The sequence below is a fragment of the Flavobacterium tructae genome (assembly GCF_002217475.1).
Lineage (GTDB): Bacteria > Bacteroidota > Bacteroidia > Flavobacteriales > Flavobacteriaceae > Flavobacterium > Flavobacterium tructae.
On record NZ_MUHH01000003.1, the window covers coordinates 31584 to 46252 of the forward strand.

General features: G+C 36.3%; 16 protein-coding genes. 6 read left to right on the forward strand and 10 right to left on the reverse strand.

Annotated elements, in window-relative coordinates; translation table 11 throughout:
- Positions 1-188: 188 nt before the first annotated feature.
- The 8 genes from B0A80_RS00500 to B0A80_RS20740 all read right to left on the reverse strand — a co-directional run bounded on the left by B0A80_RS00500 (position 189) and on the right by B0A80_RS20740 (position 7631).
- Complete coding sequence (locus B0A80_RS00500) at positions 189-374, reverse strand: hypothetical protein (protein WP_017495903.1); 186 nt, start codon at positions 372-374, stop codon at positions 189-191.
- A 69-nt stretch (positions 375-443) separates the two neighbouring features.
- A complete protein-coding gene (locus tag B0A80_RS00505) occupies positions 444-755 on the reverse strand; it encodes a DUF4286 family protein (RefSeq protein WP_070906341.1) in 312 nt (103 codons plus the stop codon).
- A gap of 125 nt (positions 756-880) precedes the next feature.
- On the reverse strand, positions 881-2662 hold the full coding sequence (locus B0A80_RS00510; RefSeq protein WP_089076048.1) for a tetratricopeptide repeat protein: 1782 nt from the start codon (positions 2660-2662) through the stop codon (positions 881-883).
- A gap of 98 nt (positions 2663-2760) precedes the next feature.
- Complete coding sequence (lgt, locus tag B0A80_RS00515) at positions 2761-3585, reverse strand: prolipoprotein diacylglyceryl transferase (protein WP_089076049.1); 825 nt, start codon at positions 3583-3585, stop codon at positions 2761-2763.
- Positions 3586-3695: 110 nt separating this feature from the next.
- Positions 3696-4967: a serine--tRNA ligase gene (gene serS / locus B0A80_RS00520; RefSeq protein ID WP_017495899.1), complete on the reverse strand. Its 1272-nt coding sequence runs from the start codon at positions 4965-4967 to the stop codon at positions 3696-3698.
- 182 nt (positions 4968-5149) lie between these two features.
- Entirely contained in the window at positions 5150-6577 is a 1428-nt protein-coding gene (locus B0A80_RS00525; protein WP_089076050.1) for a T9SS type A sorting domain-containing protein, read from the reverse strand.
- A gap of 270 nt (positions 6578-6847) precedes the next feature.
- The gene (locus B0A80_RS00530; protein ID WP_070906337.1) at positions 6848-7390 is read right to left on the reverse strand and encodes a DMP19 family protein; all 543 of its coding nucleotides are present in this window, start codon (positions 7388-7390) and stop codon (positions 6848-6850) included.
- Between the two features lie 70 nt (positions 7391-7460).
- Complete coding sequence (locus tag B0A80_RS20740; protein WP_165769202.1) at positions 7461-7631, reverse strand: hypothetical protein; 171 nt, start codon at positions 7629-7631, stop codon at positions 7461-7463.
- Positions 7632-7927: 296 nt separating this feature from the next.
- Here B0A80_RS20740 and B0A80_RS00535 point away from each other — a divergent pair, with 296 nt between their 5' ends.
- On the forward strand, positions 7928-8485 hold the full coding sequence (locus B0A80_RS00535; protein ID WP_089076051.1) for a YdeI/OmpD-associated family protein: 558 nt from the start codon (positions 7928-7930) through the stop codon (positions 8483-8485).
- 75 nt (positions 8486-8560) lie between these two features.
- Complete coding sequence (locus tag B0A80_RS00540; RefSeq protein ID WP_089076052.1) at positions 8561-9463, forward strand: PhzF family phenazine biosynthesis protein; 903 nt, start codon at positions 8561-8563, stop codon at positions 9461-9463.
- Between the two features lie 48 nt (positions 9464-9511).
- On the opposite strand, the gene B0A80_RS00545 is transcribed toward B0A80_RS00540, so the two are convergent.
- Positions 9512-10642 carry a DinB family protein gene (locus tag B0A80_RS00545; RefSeq protein WP_070906334.1) on the reverse strand — a complete coding sequence of 377 codons (1131 nt, stop codon included), beginning with the start codon at positions 10640-10642 and terminating at the stop codon, positions 9512-9514.
- A gap of 151 nt (positions 10643-10793) precedes the next feature.
- A complete protein-coding gene (locus tag B0A80_RS00550; protein ID WP_070906333.1) occupies positions 10794-11021 on the reverse strand; it encodes a CDGSH iron-sulfur domain-containing protein in 228 nt (75 codons plus the stop codon).
- Between the two features lie 328 nt (positions 11022-11349).
- On the opposite strand from B0A80_RS00550, the gene metG reads away from it, so the two are divergent.
- The 4 genes from metG to B0A80_RS00570 all read left to right on the forward strand — a co-directional run bounded on the left by metG (position 11350) and on the right by B0A80_RS00570 (position 14602).
- Entirely contained in the window at positions 11350-13407 is a 2058-nt protein-coding gene (metG, locus tag B0A80_RS00555) for a methionine--tRNA ligase (RefSeq protein WP_089076053.1), read from the forward strand.
- A gap of 187 nt (positions 13408-13594) precedes the next feature.
- Positions 13595-13831, forward strand: a complete 237-nt coding sequence (locus tag B0A80_RS00560; protein WP_089076054.1) for a hypothetical protein — start codon at positions 13595-13597, stop codon at positions 13829-13831.
- Complete coding sequence (locus tag B0A80_RS00565; protein ID WP_089076055.1) at positions 13813-14112, forward strand: type II toxin-antitoxin system RelE/ParE family toxin; 300 nt, start codon at positions 13813-13815, stop codon at positions 14110-14112. The genes B0A80_RS00560 and B0A80_RS00565 overlap by 19 nt, the downstream gene beginning before the upstream one ends.
- A gap of 289 nt (positions 14113-14401) precedes the next feature.
- Positions 14402-14602: a hypothetical protein gene (locus tag B0A80_RS00570; protein ID WP_233430676.1), complete on the forward strand. Its 201-nt coding sequence runs from the start codon at positions 14402-14404 to the stop codon at positions 14600-14602.
- The last annotated feature ends 67 nt before the right edge of the window (positions 14603-14669 follow it).

The window sequence follows — 14669 nt, forward strand, 5'->3', positions numbered from 1 at the left end:
TAGATTGTCAGACTACTTAAATTGTTAGATTATCGAATAATCCAAAAATCAAGTCATCTACTTCTTATTTATTTCACGAAGCTGCTGAATATCGAGTAAATCTTTAGCTCTGTTCGCTTTAATCTTACTTGTAATCAGGTCTTCCAGTGATAAATTCATCAATGTTTTGATTCCACAATTATGACATCCTATTTTGGTTTAATCACAATGAGAAAATTATCTTTATTCTTATCCTCTTTATTCTTAATCGGAAACCTGCTTACCTGTTCCATCAAACGAAAAAAAGCGTAAACTCTTTCGGTTTTAGACAACTTCAGGAAATCTTCCTGTTGCTGTTTGTTACTTTCTTCTTTTGTTTGAAACCGAATCTCCATCTTTTCTTAGATTGTTAGACTGTTGGATTATTCAAAACATCTAATAATCCAACAGTCCAACAATCTCTTTTAATGTTCCGAAATCACTTCCAACTCTGTTCTGAAAGAAAGCATTTTATCCGCGAATAATTCCAAAGCTTCTCTGTGAAATGCCGGTTCGTCTTCGATATAATAACGCTCTAACGTTTCTTTACTGTCTGTAACATATTGAACGGAATAGGTAATTCCGCCCATTTCTTCTTCAATCATCACTCTTACAATTCTTGCCGAAGAAAACTTTTGTGTGGCTAAAATTTCAGGAATATGTTTTTCCTGCATCCATTTTAACCATTGCTCCTGAACGCTCTCGTGTATATTGGTAGTAACGTTGTAAATAATCATTTTTTTTCAAAGGTTCTGAGATGCTAAGACTCTAAGGTTCTGAGTTTTTTTTTCTGAAACTTAAAAATCAATTCTCATGTTTTTAATTCTATTTTTTGGAATTTGCTTTTTGAAATTTATTTCTTTTACAAATTCTTGTCTCCTCTTAACTCCCGGTATTTTTTCCTGGCATCAACAAAGTAAATACTGTCCTGATGATTAAAAATTACCTTCTCATATAAAGGCTTCGCCTTTTCTGCGTTATGCAATTCATCGTTGTAAATTTCTGCAGAGAAAAACAATGCTTCGTCGATATAAATTCCGTCGCCATGATGGTCAATAATCTGCTGATACTGCGCCAAAGCTGAGGTGTAATCCTTCAGGCTTTCGTAAATTTTACCTAAACGCAACATTGTAACAGCTTCAATTTCCTGCCCTTTAAACGTTTTCAATATCCCCTGAAACTGAGCTATTGCTTCCTGCTTTTTATTCTGATACATCAAAAAATCACCTTTGGCAAACTGCTTCAAAGCGGTTTGTGTTGAATCGGCAACTGTATTGTCGTTGATCAGTAAAAAATACTCGAGTGCATCATTGGCAATTAATTGCGTATTGGCCGCCTTCAATTCTTTAAACTGTTTCAAAGCCCACTCGAAATCACCTTTGTAATAACTTGTTTTGGCGGCTTTCAAACTCGCTTCATGCGCCATTACATCGTTCTTCAAATCCAATTGAATTTGCGAATAATAAATAAGTGCCTGATTGAACTTCTCTTCTAAAAGCAGAATGTCTGCCAGCTCCATTTTCGCATCTGCCTGCTGATAGGCATTCAGATTTAATTCCAGCGCTTTTTTAATAATATCCTTGCCTTCTTCTGTCTTTTTAAGATTAAAAGCCAGGAAATGCGCCTGAATTATTTGCAAAGATAAGGTAAAAGGAGTTATTTCATAAGTTATGAGCAATTGTTGTAGTTCGGAATTGATTAATGGATAATCTTTCTCCTGCGCTTTATCAATTTTTATCTGCATCAAAGACGAATTCGTCTGAATGAGTAAATCACGATCTTTAGTCGTCTGAAGAATAAAATTGAAAATCTCCTCTGCCGTATCAATATCCTCTTCATTTAACGCAAATTGTCCCAGATTAACAATACTTGAGAGTGATTCCGGGTCCCGTTTGTAGATTGCTTTCTCCTGAATAAAAGCTTTACTGAATTCTTTCTGCTGTACATAAAACCAACTCAGGTAATGATTCCAAAACACATCCTGATCTTTTTGTGTTCTCAGAATCAAAGCTTTTCGCATCGCATCTTTAAAAGCGGTATTATCCGTTTCACCGTTCATGAAACGAGACAGCTGTGTCTGTATTAAATTTGCGTTCTGTGGATTTTTGTACGATTCTGTCAGCAAAAGATCAATCATCTGATCCGTCTGCCCTAACTGTCCGTACAACATTCCGATTTGAAAATTGAAATTATAATTCGGCTGAATTGACATGGCTGTCTGATAGGCTCGTAATGCATACTCAAGCAGTACTTTTTTCTCAAAAGAATTACCAACTCCGTAAACATCATTGGGATTGGTTTTGATCTTTTCGATCGCCTGTTCGTAGTAACTTTTGGCTTTAGCATCGTTTTTTTGCAGTTGGAAATTATATCCTAACTCTACTAAAAAAACGCCTTGTTTGTATTTGTTGTAACGATCCTGAATTACTTTCTGTGCAGTCTCAAACTGCTGCAACTGCTGATAACAGTCAATTGTTCTTAAAAAATATTGTGTATTGGACGGCGAACTGTTTAAAAGTTCTTCGTAACTGATTTTAGCTTTTTCGAAATCACCTTTATCGTAATAATACTGCGCAAGCTGTTCATTCTGTGAAAATGCAAAAGCAGACCAGAACAAAACGATATAGATGATGCTGTTTTTCATATTATAGCTTTTTTTTCAGTGTTCAGTGACAGTTCTCTATCGCAGTTTACAGTTTGCATAATTCAACATAGACTGAGACTGAGAACCGCGACTGAAAACTAAATATAAACATTCTTCTTAGACTTCCAGACAATCAGTCCCAGGCCTATCAAAATAAAAGGAATACTCAATATTTGTCCCATGTTAATGGGCATACTATTTTCGAAAGCTTCCTGATTTTCTTTGAAAAACTCAATTATGAATCGCGCCAGAAACAGTAACATCAGGAAATAGCCAAAGATCAAACCATCTGCTTTTCGTATCTTCTCTGACTTGTACATTGTCAGTAAAATCACGAAAATCAACAGGTAGGCAAAAGCTTCATACAGCTGTGTCGGGTGTCTTGGGATTAAATCGTCTCTCTGAAAAACCACACCCCAGTTTCCATCAGTAGGTTTTCCGTAAATCTCAGAATTCATAAAATTCCCAAATCTGATAAAAGCTCCCGTAACCGGAACTCCAATTGCCATTTTATCTAAAAGCCACAGGAATTTTACTTTATACTTTCGACAATATAAAACCATAGCGGTTAAAACTCCTATTGAACCTCCGTGGCTTGCAAGCCCCTGGTATCCAACAAATTTATAGACTCCTGCTACTTTTTGTATGGGTAACAGAATCTCTATCGGATGCTGTAAAAAATAGGACGGTTCGTAAAAAAAACAATGTCCCAGTCTCGCTCCCAAAATGGTCCCGACGATTACATACACCAATAAACTATCAAGATTATCCAGCGAAAGATTTTCTTTTTTGTAAATATTACGTACTATGGCATAGCCCAACAGTAATCCGCAGGCAAAAAAAGCACCATAATATTTTAATGGAAAACTATCTGTAATCCAAAAAATAACGGGATCTGCGTCCCAATTTAAAATCCCTCTCATCTTCCTCTTTTTTTTATATTCAGTCTCGGTTTACAGTATTCAGTCGCAGTCTCAATATTCAGTGCAATTCACTGGAAACTGAGACCGCGACTGTAAACTTTACCTCAATCTTAATTTATAATATCAAATCCACAGTATGGACGTAATACTTCCGGTACTACGATTCCTTCCGGAGTTTGGTAATTTTCTAAAATTCCGGCCAAAACTCTTGGCAATGCCAGTGAACTTCCGTTTAGAGTATGTGCCAATTGATTTTTTCCGTCTTTATCTTTGAAACGCAATTTCAAACGATTGGCCTGAAAAGTCTCAAAGTTAGACACCGAACTGATCTCTAACCAACGATCCTGTGCCGTTGAAAACACTTCAAAATCATAAGTCAAAGAAGATGTGAAGCCCATATCACCACCACACAAACGTAAAACACGGTATGGTAATTTTAATTCTTTCAAAATGTCTTTTATGTGTTCAACCATTCCGTCTAATGCTTCATAAGACTTATCCGGATGCTCCACACGTACAATTTCTACTTTGTCAAACTGGTGCAAACGATTCAATCCACGTACGTGAGCTCCGTAAGAACCTGCCTCACGACGGAAACATGGCGTATAAGCGGTATGCAAAACCGGCAAATCGCTCTCGTTTAAAATCACATCACGAAACAAATTCGTAACCGGAACCTCAGCGGTTGGAATCAAATACAAATCATCAACAGTTGAATGATACATTTGCCCTTCTTTGTCCGGTAATTGTCCTGTTCCATAACCTGAAGCTTCGTTTACCAAATGCGGTACCTGAACTTCGTTGTATCCGGCAGCAGTATTTTTGTCTAAAAAGTAATTGATCAAAGCACGCTGTAAACGGGCTCCTTTTCCTTTATAAACCGGAAACCCTGCTCCAGTAATTTTTACACCCAATTCAAAATCGATGATATCATACTTTTTCACCAACTCCCAGTGTGGTTGTGCTCCTTCGTGCAAAACCGGAATATCTCCTTCCTGAAAAACGTTCAGATTGTCATCCGGTGTTTTTCCTTCGGGAACAATATCAGCAGGAAGATTGGGTAAAGTGTATAATTTATTGGTTAATTCGGCAGCTAAAGCTTCTGCTTTTTCGCCTAATTCTTTGCTTTTTTCTTTTAAGGAAACTGTTTTTTCTTTCAGGATTGCAGCTTTCGATTTCTCGCCAGCTTTCATCAATTCCCCTATATCTTTGGACAATTTATTAGATTCGGATAGAGTGTTGTCTAATTCTACCTGTGTTGCGCGACGGTTTTCGTCTAATTGCACCACTTCTTCCACAACGCTTTTAGCATCGATATTTCGTTTTGCTAAAGCCTTGATTACTTTCTCCTGATTCTCTCTAATAAATGCGATTTGTAACATAGCTTGTTTTTTATAACTATTGTATTTTTTTCATAATGGAAGCAAATTTAAGGAAATGTTTCCTAAGATCATGACAAAGTTGGTTCTAAAGTTATTTCGGGGCTGTACTACGGAGATACGCAAAGAATCCACAGAGATGCACAAAGATTATTCTTCACTCTTTACTCTTTACTCTTTACTCTTTAATCTTTAATCACCCTAAAACTTGCTGTTGAATTTGTCGTAGTCACTTTAAGCACATAAAATCCGGAAGACAGGGTTGAGACGTCTATCTTTCCATCTGTACTTTTTCCTTTTAAAACAGAAACCGATTCGAAATTAAAAAACTCATAATCAAAGTTTTCGGCATTAAGATCTTTTATAGAAATCACAGTTGTTGCGGGATTTGGGAAAGCATATGGTTTTTTCGTATTTGCATTTTCATACTGAGTATTATTGCAAGCACTTTCTAACCATGCTGATAAATCTGTTTCATCATAAATCAGAGCATAATTGAGTTCTTTTGCTTTTTGAAACAACTCACAGGCTTTTTTGTATTTATGCTGCTCTAAATAAATAATCCCCAGATTCTTCATCGCGTACGAATTGTTTTTATCCGTTTCTAATGCTGCTTTTAAATCGGCGATTCCTTTATTTGATTCTCCTAATTTGTGATAGATTAAACCCCGGATGGTTCTTAAATCTCTGCCACCGTAAGCCGAATTCCTGCCTGCAATTATTTTTTCAGCTGCAAAAGCTTTTGCAACATTTTCCATCGCTTTCTCATAATTGCCTGTATCGCTGTACAATTTCGCGAGGCTCCATCTTGCATATGCGTGATCCGGTTTCACAGCTGCAATTTTCTCCAGATAAAAACACGCTAAATCGTATATCTTTCTTCGCTGGAGCAATGAAGCAAAATTATAGAGAATGCGTAAATCTTCCGGAGCACTTTTTATGGCTTTATGGTAATACTGGATCGCAAAACTATCCATTTCAAGTGATGCATAGACAAAGGCTAATCTGTCGTAAAGCTTGCTTCGAAACAAATCTTTCTTTTGTTCTAACGAATCGGCCAGAACGACACTTTTGTTTTTTGGATCTTTATCAATAGAGTATTCGACTTTTTTTAAGTCTTCGAGTGCCAATGTGATATTGCCCAAACTAACGCTTAACACACCACGATTGTACAGATCATTCACTTTAGTGGGATTGTAATTTGTTTTGGTATTGATTTCAGTAAGTAGTTTGAGGGCTTTTTTTACCGATTCTTCCTTGTCTTTACTGAAAGGTAGTTTATGGTCGGTTCTGTTAACCAATTTCCCATGCGAAAAATTCCAGGTGACTAACTTTTCGCCTTCCTGATTGTACTGAAAACAATCGGAATCTTTTAGCCCTTTTTCGTCGTAATAAAAAACTTCATTTAGCTTTCCATTCGGATAATACGTTTTGGTACTGTCCGGATTTTTATCTGCTCCGTACCAAATTTGTACCGAAACTACCTGATCGTCGTAATAATACCGGGTAACATTATCAGTTGTATTCGTATTGTTCACCTGACCGTATAAAACTATCGGCAAAAACAACAAGGCAAAAATTGCCTTTTTACAAATGGAAATTTGTTCTCTCAAGATTTTATTGATTAGACGGAAAATGCAATTTCAGGTAAAATTATTTGTTTTCTTTCAGGACGGATTAAAATCCAACCCAACAATACTGGCCAAGCCGAAGGCTCTTTCGTGTAACCTTTGTAGGACGGATTAAAATCCATCCCTACAATATGTCTCGAGCCAAAGGCTCTTTTCGATTAACTTTGTGAAGCTTTGTGAAAAACTCCGCGAAACTCTGTGACAAAACCCAACTAAAACCTTTGAACCTTTACCCCTTTGAACCTCTAAAATCTAAACCCTCTTAATTTCATGCCCCACAAATTCCTCCAAAGTCGCAAACATATCATCGACAGAAAGCACTTCGAAATCGGGATGATTTTTTAAGAAACCGGCATTTAGTGTCACCAGGTTTTCTTCTAATTCATAAAAGGTATCGTTGTTCAGTAAATCACGTATTGGGTTTACGCCTTCCAATTTTCCGCTTAAGAATTTATTGAGTTTTACGCTGCTCATCAATCTCACTTTTTTGCTTTGCTGCTGAAACAATTCCAAATGTTTTTCGGCACCAATTAAAGTCAGACCTTCTTCAATAAGTTCGTTTAATTCTTTGTTCCAACCTGATTTATAGACAAACTGAGCAAAATTCCCTTCTGTATATTGTGACCAATAGAAATCTAAATAATAACTCATCAAAGCATCTTCGTGGATGAACTCATCATCGACACCTTCTTCACGCATTAAATTGATTACCGAAATATTCGAGTGAATCACATCCTGCGGATTCTCACTGTTCATTGCTGTTTCAGAAACTATTATTCTGCCAAATTCTTCCATTTTGATTTTTGTTTTGAGATTGTTCTGCAAATTTCGATGAAATTAAAACCAAAAAGAAACATATTTCAATCTAAATAAGATCAGATTCATCCGTATTTTTTTTTTGATTCATTTTTGCTACTAAAGCCTTTAATTTTAAAGCACGCTCTCTTTTCTCTTCCTGAACTTTAGCTTTTTTGCGTTTTAGCAATTTGGTATGCAAAGCCTTATTCTTGCCGTTTTTTTCAGGTCCTTTCGCCATGATTTCAACTCTTTAAATTACTTCTGCAAAGATAGAACTAATAATTAAAGATGATTATTACTAATTTTGATTCTTATGCTTTTGTGTGTAAACCGCAATGAAATTATTCTAACACATAGAAACATAGATTTGCTTACTTTGAAAAAGACGTTTCACTCAGCTAGAACACAGAGATTTTACTATGCGAAAGAAATGTATTTCTCTATTACATTCTCTTTTTCAACATTTAAAAGCTATGTTTCTATGTGTTAAAAAGGATTTTTATATTTACACTCCATACGATAACTTCATCCAAAATGACACCAACCTTCTTCTCAACACCCGAAAAATTCAGAGCATGGTTAGAAAAACATTATCAAAAAGAAACCGAACTTTTAGTTGGTTTTTATAAAGTGAGTACCAAAAAACCGTGCATGACCTGGTCAGAATCTGTTGATCAGGCACTTTGTTTTGGCTGGATCGATGGTGTTCGAAGAGCTGTAGATGAAGAAAGTTATACGATACGGTTTACGCCCAGAAAAAAATCCAGTATCTGGAGTGCCATCAATATCAAAAAAGTAGAAGAACTCACCAAAGCCGGACTCATGCTACCCGAAGGCATAAAGGCTTTCGAATTAAGATCTGAAGAAAGATCTAAAATCTACTCGCATGAAAGAGAAGCTTACCAACTTGATCCGGAATTTGAAAAACAATTTAAAGCTAACAAAACAGCCTGGGAATATTTTAGCCATCAGGCACCCTCGTACAAAAAGGTAATGATTCATTGGATCATGAGTGCCAAACAGGAAAAAACCAGACTTTCGAGATTAGAAAAAGCTATACAGATAAGTGCCGAACAAAAGCGAATGTTGTAACAACTATTGCTTTGCTAAACGATAAATATTAACTTTAATCCCTCTAAAAAAGTCTCAGCTAAAAAGAAATAAAGAATGGAGGGAAGAAAAACACTAGAATATTACGTTTTAGATGTATTCTCAAACGAAAGTTATAAAGGAAATCCGCTTTCTGTTGTTTTTACCGATGGTAATTTAAAACTGGAAACGTATCAGGATATTTCTAAAGAGTTTGGCTACTCCGAAACCTCTTTTGTTTATTATTCCACAAGAGAAAAAGCACTGATGGTTCGTTCGTTTACCCCAACAGGAATTGAAATCGACGGAGCGGGACATAATTTACTAGGGGCTGTTTGCGGTGCTCTCTTAAAAGGTATGCCTATTTTTGATGAACAAAACGAAAGTGAGCTTTTTGTAATCATGAAACATTCCGCCATTCCGTTAACCGTTACTTTAGATCCGGTTACTTTTTATCCCCTTGTTCAAATGCATCAAAAATCGGCGGTCATCAAGCAAGAAATTCCAACTTATAAAATTGCAGTTGCACTTGGTTTAAAAATTGAAGATTTAGATGTAAATGCTTTTGTTCCTACCATAGTCAATACAGAAGTTGCCCATGCCATGGTTCCCATAAAAAGCAGTCAAATACTCAATAGTTTTGTTCCGGACAACCAGCTTTTAATCGAAATTTCGAAAGAATATAAATTTGAAGGTTTTTATTGTTTCACCATAGCTGATGAAAATGAGGAGCATATCGTCGAAACAAGATTTTTCAACCCCATTATCGGAATAAATGAAGATCCTGCTACAGGAACGGCAGCAGGTCCTTTAATTGGCTTTTTAACGCAAAAGAAATTCACTAAATCCGACAAAGAATACAAAATTCTTCAAGGTGTAAGATTAAAACAGCCCTCAATGATTGAAGTAATGAATCGCGAAGAAGATATTCTGGTTGGAGGTTCTTCTACCATAACGATGCGGGGAGAACTTTACTTATAAAAAAAAGCTGCACATGATGCAGCTTTTTTTTATAGAAAATAGGAATTTTTACTTTTTAATTTCCTTAGGCAATGTTGGTTTTTGCTGAGGCGGAATACGTTTCTTCAAAAACAAAATCTGCCCTAGATGACTCGACTGATGTTCCATGACATGAAACCAGCAATATTGATTACTCATATCATACTTTGTTTGAACTTCGGCAAACCAGGCATCGTCTCTTTTTTTAAGCTCCGAAATTGTTTTGGCTCTTACTTCATTGTAGATGTCTAAATAATATTGAATATCATGTCCTTTAAATTCATCTCGTCCACCCTGATCCAGGTTTAAAGCGGCATTCCACTGTTTCTTTTCCTCTTCATTAAAATCTCTGTTTTCGAAGGTAAAAACCTGATAGTATTTTTCGGCTGCAGCCAAATGCATCACCAGTGCTCCAATTCTGTTGGCTTCTGCATCATGCAAATAATCAATTTCGTACTGATTCATGTTCTTCACTGTTCTTTCTACACGAGCTTTAAGATCTTCAAGCATTGAGATCATATCTCCAATTTTTGGTGATGCTCCTTCCACATTTCCAATCTTTGCTTCTGCTCGCGGTTTAATCCCGCTTCCTTCCAGTAGCAAACTGTTTTTTCCGTCAGCACTGGATTTGTCCTGCGTAATTTTGTACTCTTTCACTTTTACACTTGCCTCTTTTGAAATGCCTAAACCCCATTTCGGAATTTCACCATTTTTCAGAGGGGTTTCGAAACTTGAATTTAAAACCGCCAACGGTTCAAAAACACCTTTATCATTCTCGATCAGCAATTCAAATTTATCAAAATAGAATTTACCGTTATACAAACACAAACCTCCAAAACTAAGTGATTTACTATTTTTATCGATAGTTCCTTCTACGGTATAAGATTTCCATTCGTTTGATTTAATTGGTCTGTCTCTCATATTATCAAAAAAACCTTCCTCTTCATTCTTCGTATCAACTCTTGCCCAAACTCCTGCCCAGGCCTGAGGTTCGGTACTTTCTACTTTTACCGATGCGATTACTTTAAACTTCTTTTTAACAGGAGACTGAATTTCTATCGTTTGATTGAAAGAGGTCCAATCACTCGAAACCGTCTTTTGCGTCTGGGCACTTGCCAAAACAAAACATAAAAGCAACAATGGGGTCACCAATTTTTTCATTCTTTATAGTTTTAAAAATTTAGGTAAATATAACACACTTTTTTAAGGAAATAACTGATCATATTTAGTAAATCATCTAAAAATGAAAACAAAAAAAGCCACATCAGTTAAGATGCAGCTTCCTTATAAAAAATAACCAGAACCGAAGTTCTTAGTTTGTTTTCATTGGTGGTAAATCGAATGCTTTAGACTCGTGTTCGAAATTATTACGGTGTCCGCCATCGCAAAAAGGCTTGTTTGCCGATAATCCGCAACGGCAAAGACCCAATGCCGATCTTCCTTGTAGTCCGTAAACAGCTCCTTCAGAATCCATGATTTCGAAGTCACCTTCTATTTTAATCGATCCGTTTTTATTGATGATAAGTTTTGTCTTGCTCATAAAATTGCTTTTTTGTTCTTTTTTTGAGCACAAAGGTTGCGAAATAAATCGTGAAGATTTTAGCAGGTATGCTAGTTTAAACTGGTTCTATTTTATGGGGTGTTACACAGAGTTACCCGAAAGTTTTCGCAGAGATTCGCTAAGTTCAATTGTATTGTCTGGCTTCGACTTCGCTCAGCCGGACAATAAAACACCTCATCACTCGGGTCTCCCTTCGATCGAAATGAGAAAAAACTCGGTGAATCTCTATGCTTTTTCTCTGTGAAACTCCGCGCAATAACAAAATCTCAATTCTATTGCTTATTTTTGCACTCAATAAAATTGAGTTATGATACAGAATCCAAAGAGATATACTATCACGGCAGCCTTACCTTACACCAACGGACCTATACATATTGGGCATTTGGCGGGGGTTTACGTGCCTGCAGATATTTATTCGAGATATTTACGTTTACAAGGAAAAGACGTTGCATTTATTTGTGGAAGCGATGAACATGGTGTTGCAATTTCGATGAAAGCCAAAAAAGAAGGAGTTACACCACAAGAAGTTATCGATAAATACGACGGAGTTATCCGTAAATCATTTGCTGATTTCGGAATTTCGTTTGACAATTATTCCAGAACTTCGGCTAAAATTCATCATGATACGGCTTCTGAATTCTTTAGAACCTTGTACGACAAAGGCGATTTTATTGAAGAAGTAACCGAACAATTGTACGATGCCAAAGCCAATCAGTTTCTGGCCGATCGTTTTGTGGTAGGAACCTGCCCTAAATGTGACAATCCGGAAGCCTATGGAGATCAGTGTGAAAAATGCGGATCGACATTGAATGCTACCGATTTGATTAACCCAAAATCGACAATTACCGGAGAAACGCCAATTTTAAAAGAAACAAAACACTGGTTTTTACCTTTGGATCGATATACTGAGTTTTTAACCGAATGGATTTTGGTTGGACATAAAAACGACTGGAAACCGAATGTTTACGGACAAGTAAAATCATGGGTTGACGGCGGGCTTGAGCCTCGTGCCGTAACGCGTGACCTTGATTGGGGAATTGACGTTCCGGTTGAAGGTGCCGAAGGAAAAAAATTATACGTTTGGTTTGATGCTCCTATTGGTTATATTTCGTCTACTAAAGAATGGGCAGCCCGCGAAGGAAAAGACTGGCAACCTTACTGGAAAGACGAAGACACTAAACTGGTTCATTTTATTGGTAAAGACAATATTGTTTTTCACTGTATCATTTTCCCGGCAATGCTTAAAGCCGAAGGAAGCTATATTTTACCGGACAACGTTCCTGCAAATGAGTTTCTGAATCTGGAAGGAAACAAACTTTCGACTTCTAAAAACTGGGCGGTTTGGCTGCACGAATATTTAGAAGAATTTCCGGAGAAACAAGACGTTTTGCGTTATGCCCTAACTTCGAATGCACCGGAAACTAAAGACAACGATTTTACATGGAAAGATTTCCAGGCAAGAAATAACAACGAATTAGTTGCTATTTTCGGAAACTTCATCAACCGTGTGGTGGTTTTAACCAATAAATATTACGACGGGTTTATTCCGAAACCAAATGAACTATCTGAAGTTGACGAAAATACTTTGGCTGAACTAAAAGCATATCCGGCTGTAATTTCAAGTTCGGTAGAGCGATACAGATTCCGTGAAGCTTTGGGTGAGTTGATGAACGTGGCTCGTTTAGGAAATAAATATTTAGCAGATGAAGAGCCTTGGAAAGTAATGAAAGACAATCCGGAGCGTGTAAAAACTCAAATGTATGTCGCTTTGCAAATTGCTGCTGCGTTGAGCGTTTTGGCTGAGCCGTTTTTACCTTTTACTGCCGCTAAATTATCCCGAATCCTGAAAAATGAAGGCAAATTGCAATGGAATGACGTTACTGAAAATTCAGAATTAATTCCTGACGGACATCAAATTGGTGAAGCCGAATTGCTTTTCGCAAAAATAGAAGACGAAGAAATACAAAAACAAATAGACAAATTGGAAGCGACAAAAACCGCAAATCTTGCCGAAAGTAAACAACCTGAACCACAAAAAGATCTTATTCAGTTTGAAGATTTCGCCAAAATGGACATTCGTGTAGGAACTATTCTGGAAGCCGAAAAAATGCCGAAAGCCAATAAACTTTTGGTTCTTAAAGTGGATACCGGAATTGATGTACGTACGATTGTTTCGGGAATTGCCGAAAGCTTTTCACCGGAAGAAATTATCGGAAAACGTGTTTCCGTTTTAGCCAACTTAGCGCCAAGAGCCCTACGTGGTGTAGAAAGTCAGGGAATGATCCTGATGACTACAAATGCTGAAGGAAAACTGGTTTTCATCAATCCGGATGCTGATGCTCCTAATGGGGAAACGGTAAACTAATTATTTTAATTAGAAAATGTGGCAATTTGATAATGCGATAATTTTCTAAATTTAGAAATTTATAAACCCGACAGGTTTTAAAAACCTGTCGGGTTTGTTTTATTTAGATACCAAATATTCAAATAATCACAATCAGTTTATATAATCTGAGAATAAATCTTTAATTTTGAGGATATAAAGAAATATCATGGACTTGACTGCACAAATAAAAAAGAATTTAATATCCAGAATTAAAGATTCTAAAGATTTGAATTTTCTAAATGCACTTCAGACTATTTTCGATTCCTCTGAACAAGAACTTTATGAATTGTCTGCTGATCAAAAAATGGCAATTGATAATAGTCAAATGGAAATTAAAAATGGAAATTTTCATAAAAATGACGACGTAATTTCAGAAATGAGAGAATGGCTAAAAAAGAAATAATTTGGTCATCTTTGGCTAAACTTCAACTACAAAATACTCTTGAGTATTATTTTATTAGAAATGAAAGCCCAACTTACAGCTTAAAACTTCTAAACGAGATTGAAGATCTATTAAACACGCTCTCAAACTCAGAATTGATAGGGAGACTTACTTCAAATAAAATCACTCGCGTTATTTCCATGAAAGTCTACCTGATATTTTATGAAGTAAAAGAAAATCAAATTGAAATCGTTTCATTTTGGGACAATCGTCAGGATATTAAAAACAGAAAAGTAAAATAACAGTCGGCACTAAAATTCATATAAACCCGACAGGTTTTAAAAACCTGTCGGGTTTGCTATAAAAAACGGTAAACTAAAATTCTCTCAATATTTAATTGTACGAAATTTAATACTTATCAAGGTTTTCGATTACTTTTTTTTCATAAGTTTACTACTGCAAAAATATCCAGGGGAAATTTCTAACAACTTATTCATAAGTTATAAAAACAACCCTATGAAAATAGAAAATCAAAAACCAACACAACAAGATGTACTGCCAGCGGTGGCAAAATTTCTTTCCTTTCTTTAGATGGAAGGAGAATTTAGAGAACAACCGGAATATTTGTCCGAGATTTTCGAGACAATTCTGGAAACAGAGATTGGTGACAACCAGGAGCTGCGCACTAAAATGATAAGTTGTATGAAAACCATTAAAATGCTGAACCAGGCACTTGATCCCTTCTCGGATCAACAAATAGCACAGGCCTGCAGTGAAATTGCTACAGCTTAAACACTTTCTTAAACGCGTGAAATTGGTAATCGATTCACGCGTTTCTTTTTTGGTGTTTTATTTGAAA

Excerpts from the sequence above, each read along its gene's own strand:
- B0A80_RS00500 (WP_017495903.1), bottom strand. The coding sequence starts at position 374 with ATGGAGATTCGGTTTCAAACAAAAGAAGAAAGTAACAAACAGCAACAG.
- B0A80_RS00505 (WP_070906341.1), bottom strand. The coding sequence starts at position 755 with ATGATTATTTACAACGTTACTACCAATATACACGAGAGCGTTCAGGAG.
- B0A80_RS00510 (WP_089076048.1), bottom strand. The coding sequence starts at position 2,662 with ATGAAAAACAGCATCATCTATATCGTTTTGTTCTGGTCTGCTTTTGCA.
- lgt (WP_089076049.1), bottom strand. The coding sequence starts at position 3,585 with ATGAGAGGGATTTTAAATTGGGACGCAGATCCCGTTATTTTTTGGATT.
- serS (WP_017495899.1), bottom strand. The coding sequence starts at position 4,967 with ATGTTACAAATCGCATTTATTAGAGAGAATCAGGAGAAAGTAATCAAG.
- B0A80_RS00530 (WP_070906337.1), bottom strand. The coding sequence starts at position 7,390 with ATGGAAGAATTTGGCAGAATAATAGTTTCTGAAACAGCAATGAACAGT.
- B0A80_RS20740 (WP_165769202.1), bottom strand. The coding sequence starts at position 7,631 with ATGGCGAAAGGACCTGAAAAAAACGGCAAGAATAAGGCTTTGCATACC.
- B0A80_RS00535 (WP_089076051.1), top strand. The coding sequence starts at position 7,928 with ATGACACCAACCTTCTTCTCAACACCCGAAAAATTCAGAGCATGGTTA.
- B0A80_RS00540 (WP_089076052.1), top strand. The coding sequence starts at position 8,561 with ATGGAGGGAAGAAAAACACTAGAATATTACGTTTTAGATGTATTCTCA.
- B0A80_RS00545 (WP_070906334.1), bottom strand. The coding sequence starts at position 10,642 with ATGAAAAAATTGGTGACCCCATTGTTGCTTTTATGTTTTGTTTTGGCA.
- B0A80_RS00550 (WP_070906333.1), bottom strand. The coding sequence starts at position 11,021 with ATGAGCAAGACAAAACTTATCATCAATAAAAACGGATCGATTAAAATA.
- metG (WP_089076053.1), top strand. The coding sequence starts at position 11,350 with ATGATACAGAATCCAAAGAGATATACTATCACGGCAGCCTTACCTTAC.
- B0A80_RS00560 (WP_089076054.1), top strand. The coding sequence starts at position 13,595 with ATGGACTTGACTGCACAAATAAAAAAGAATTTAATATCCAGAATTAAA.
- B0A80_RS00565 (WP_089076055.1), top strand. The coding sequence starts at position 13,813 with ATGGCTAAAAAAGAAATAATTTGGTCATCTTTGGCTAAACTTCAACTA.
- B0A80_RS00570 (WP_233430676.1), top strand. The coding sequence starts at position 14,402 with ATGGAAGGAGAATTTAGAGAACAACCGGAATATTTGTCCGAGATTTTC.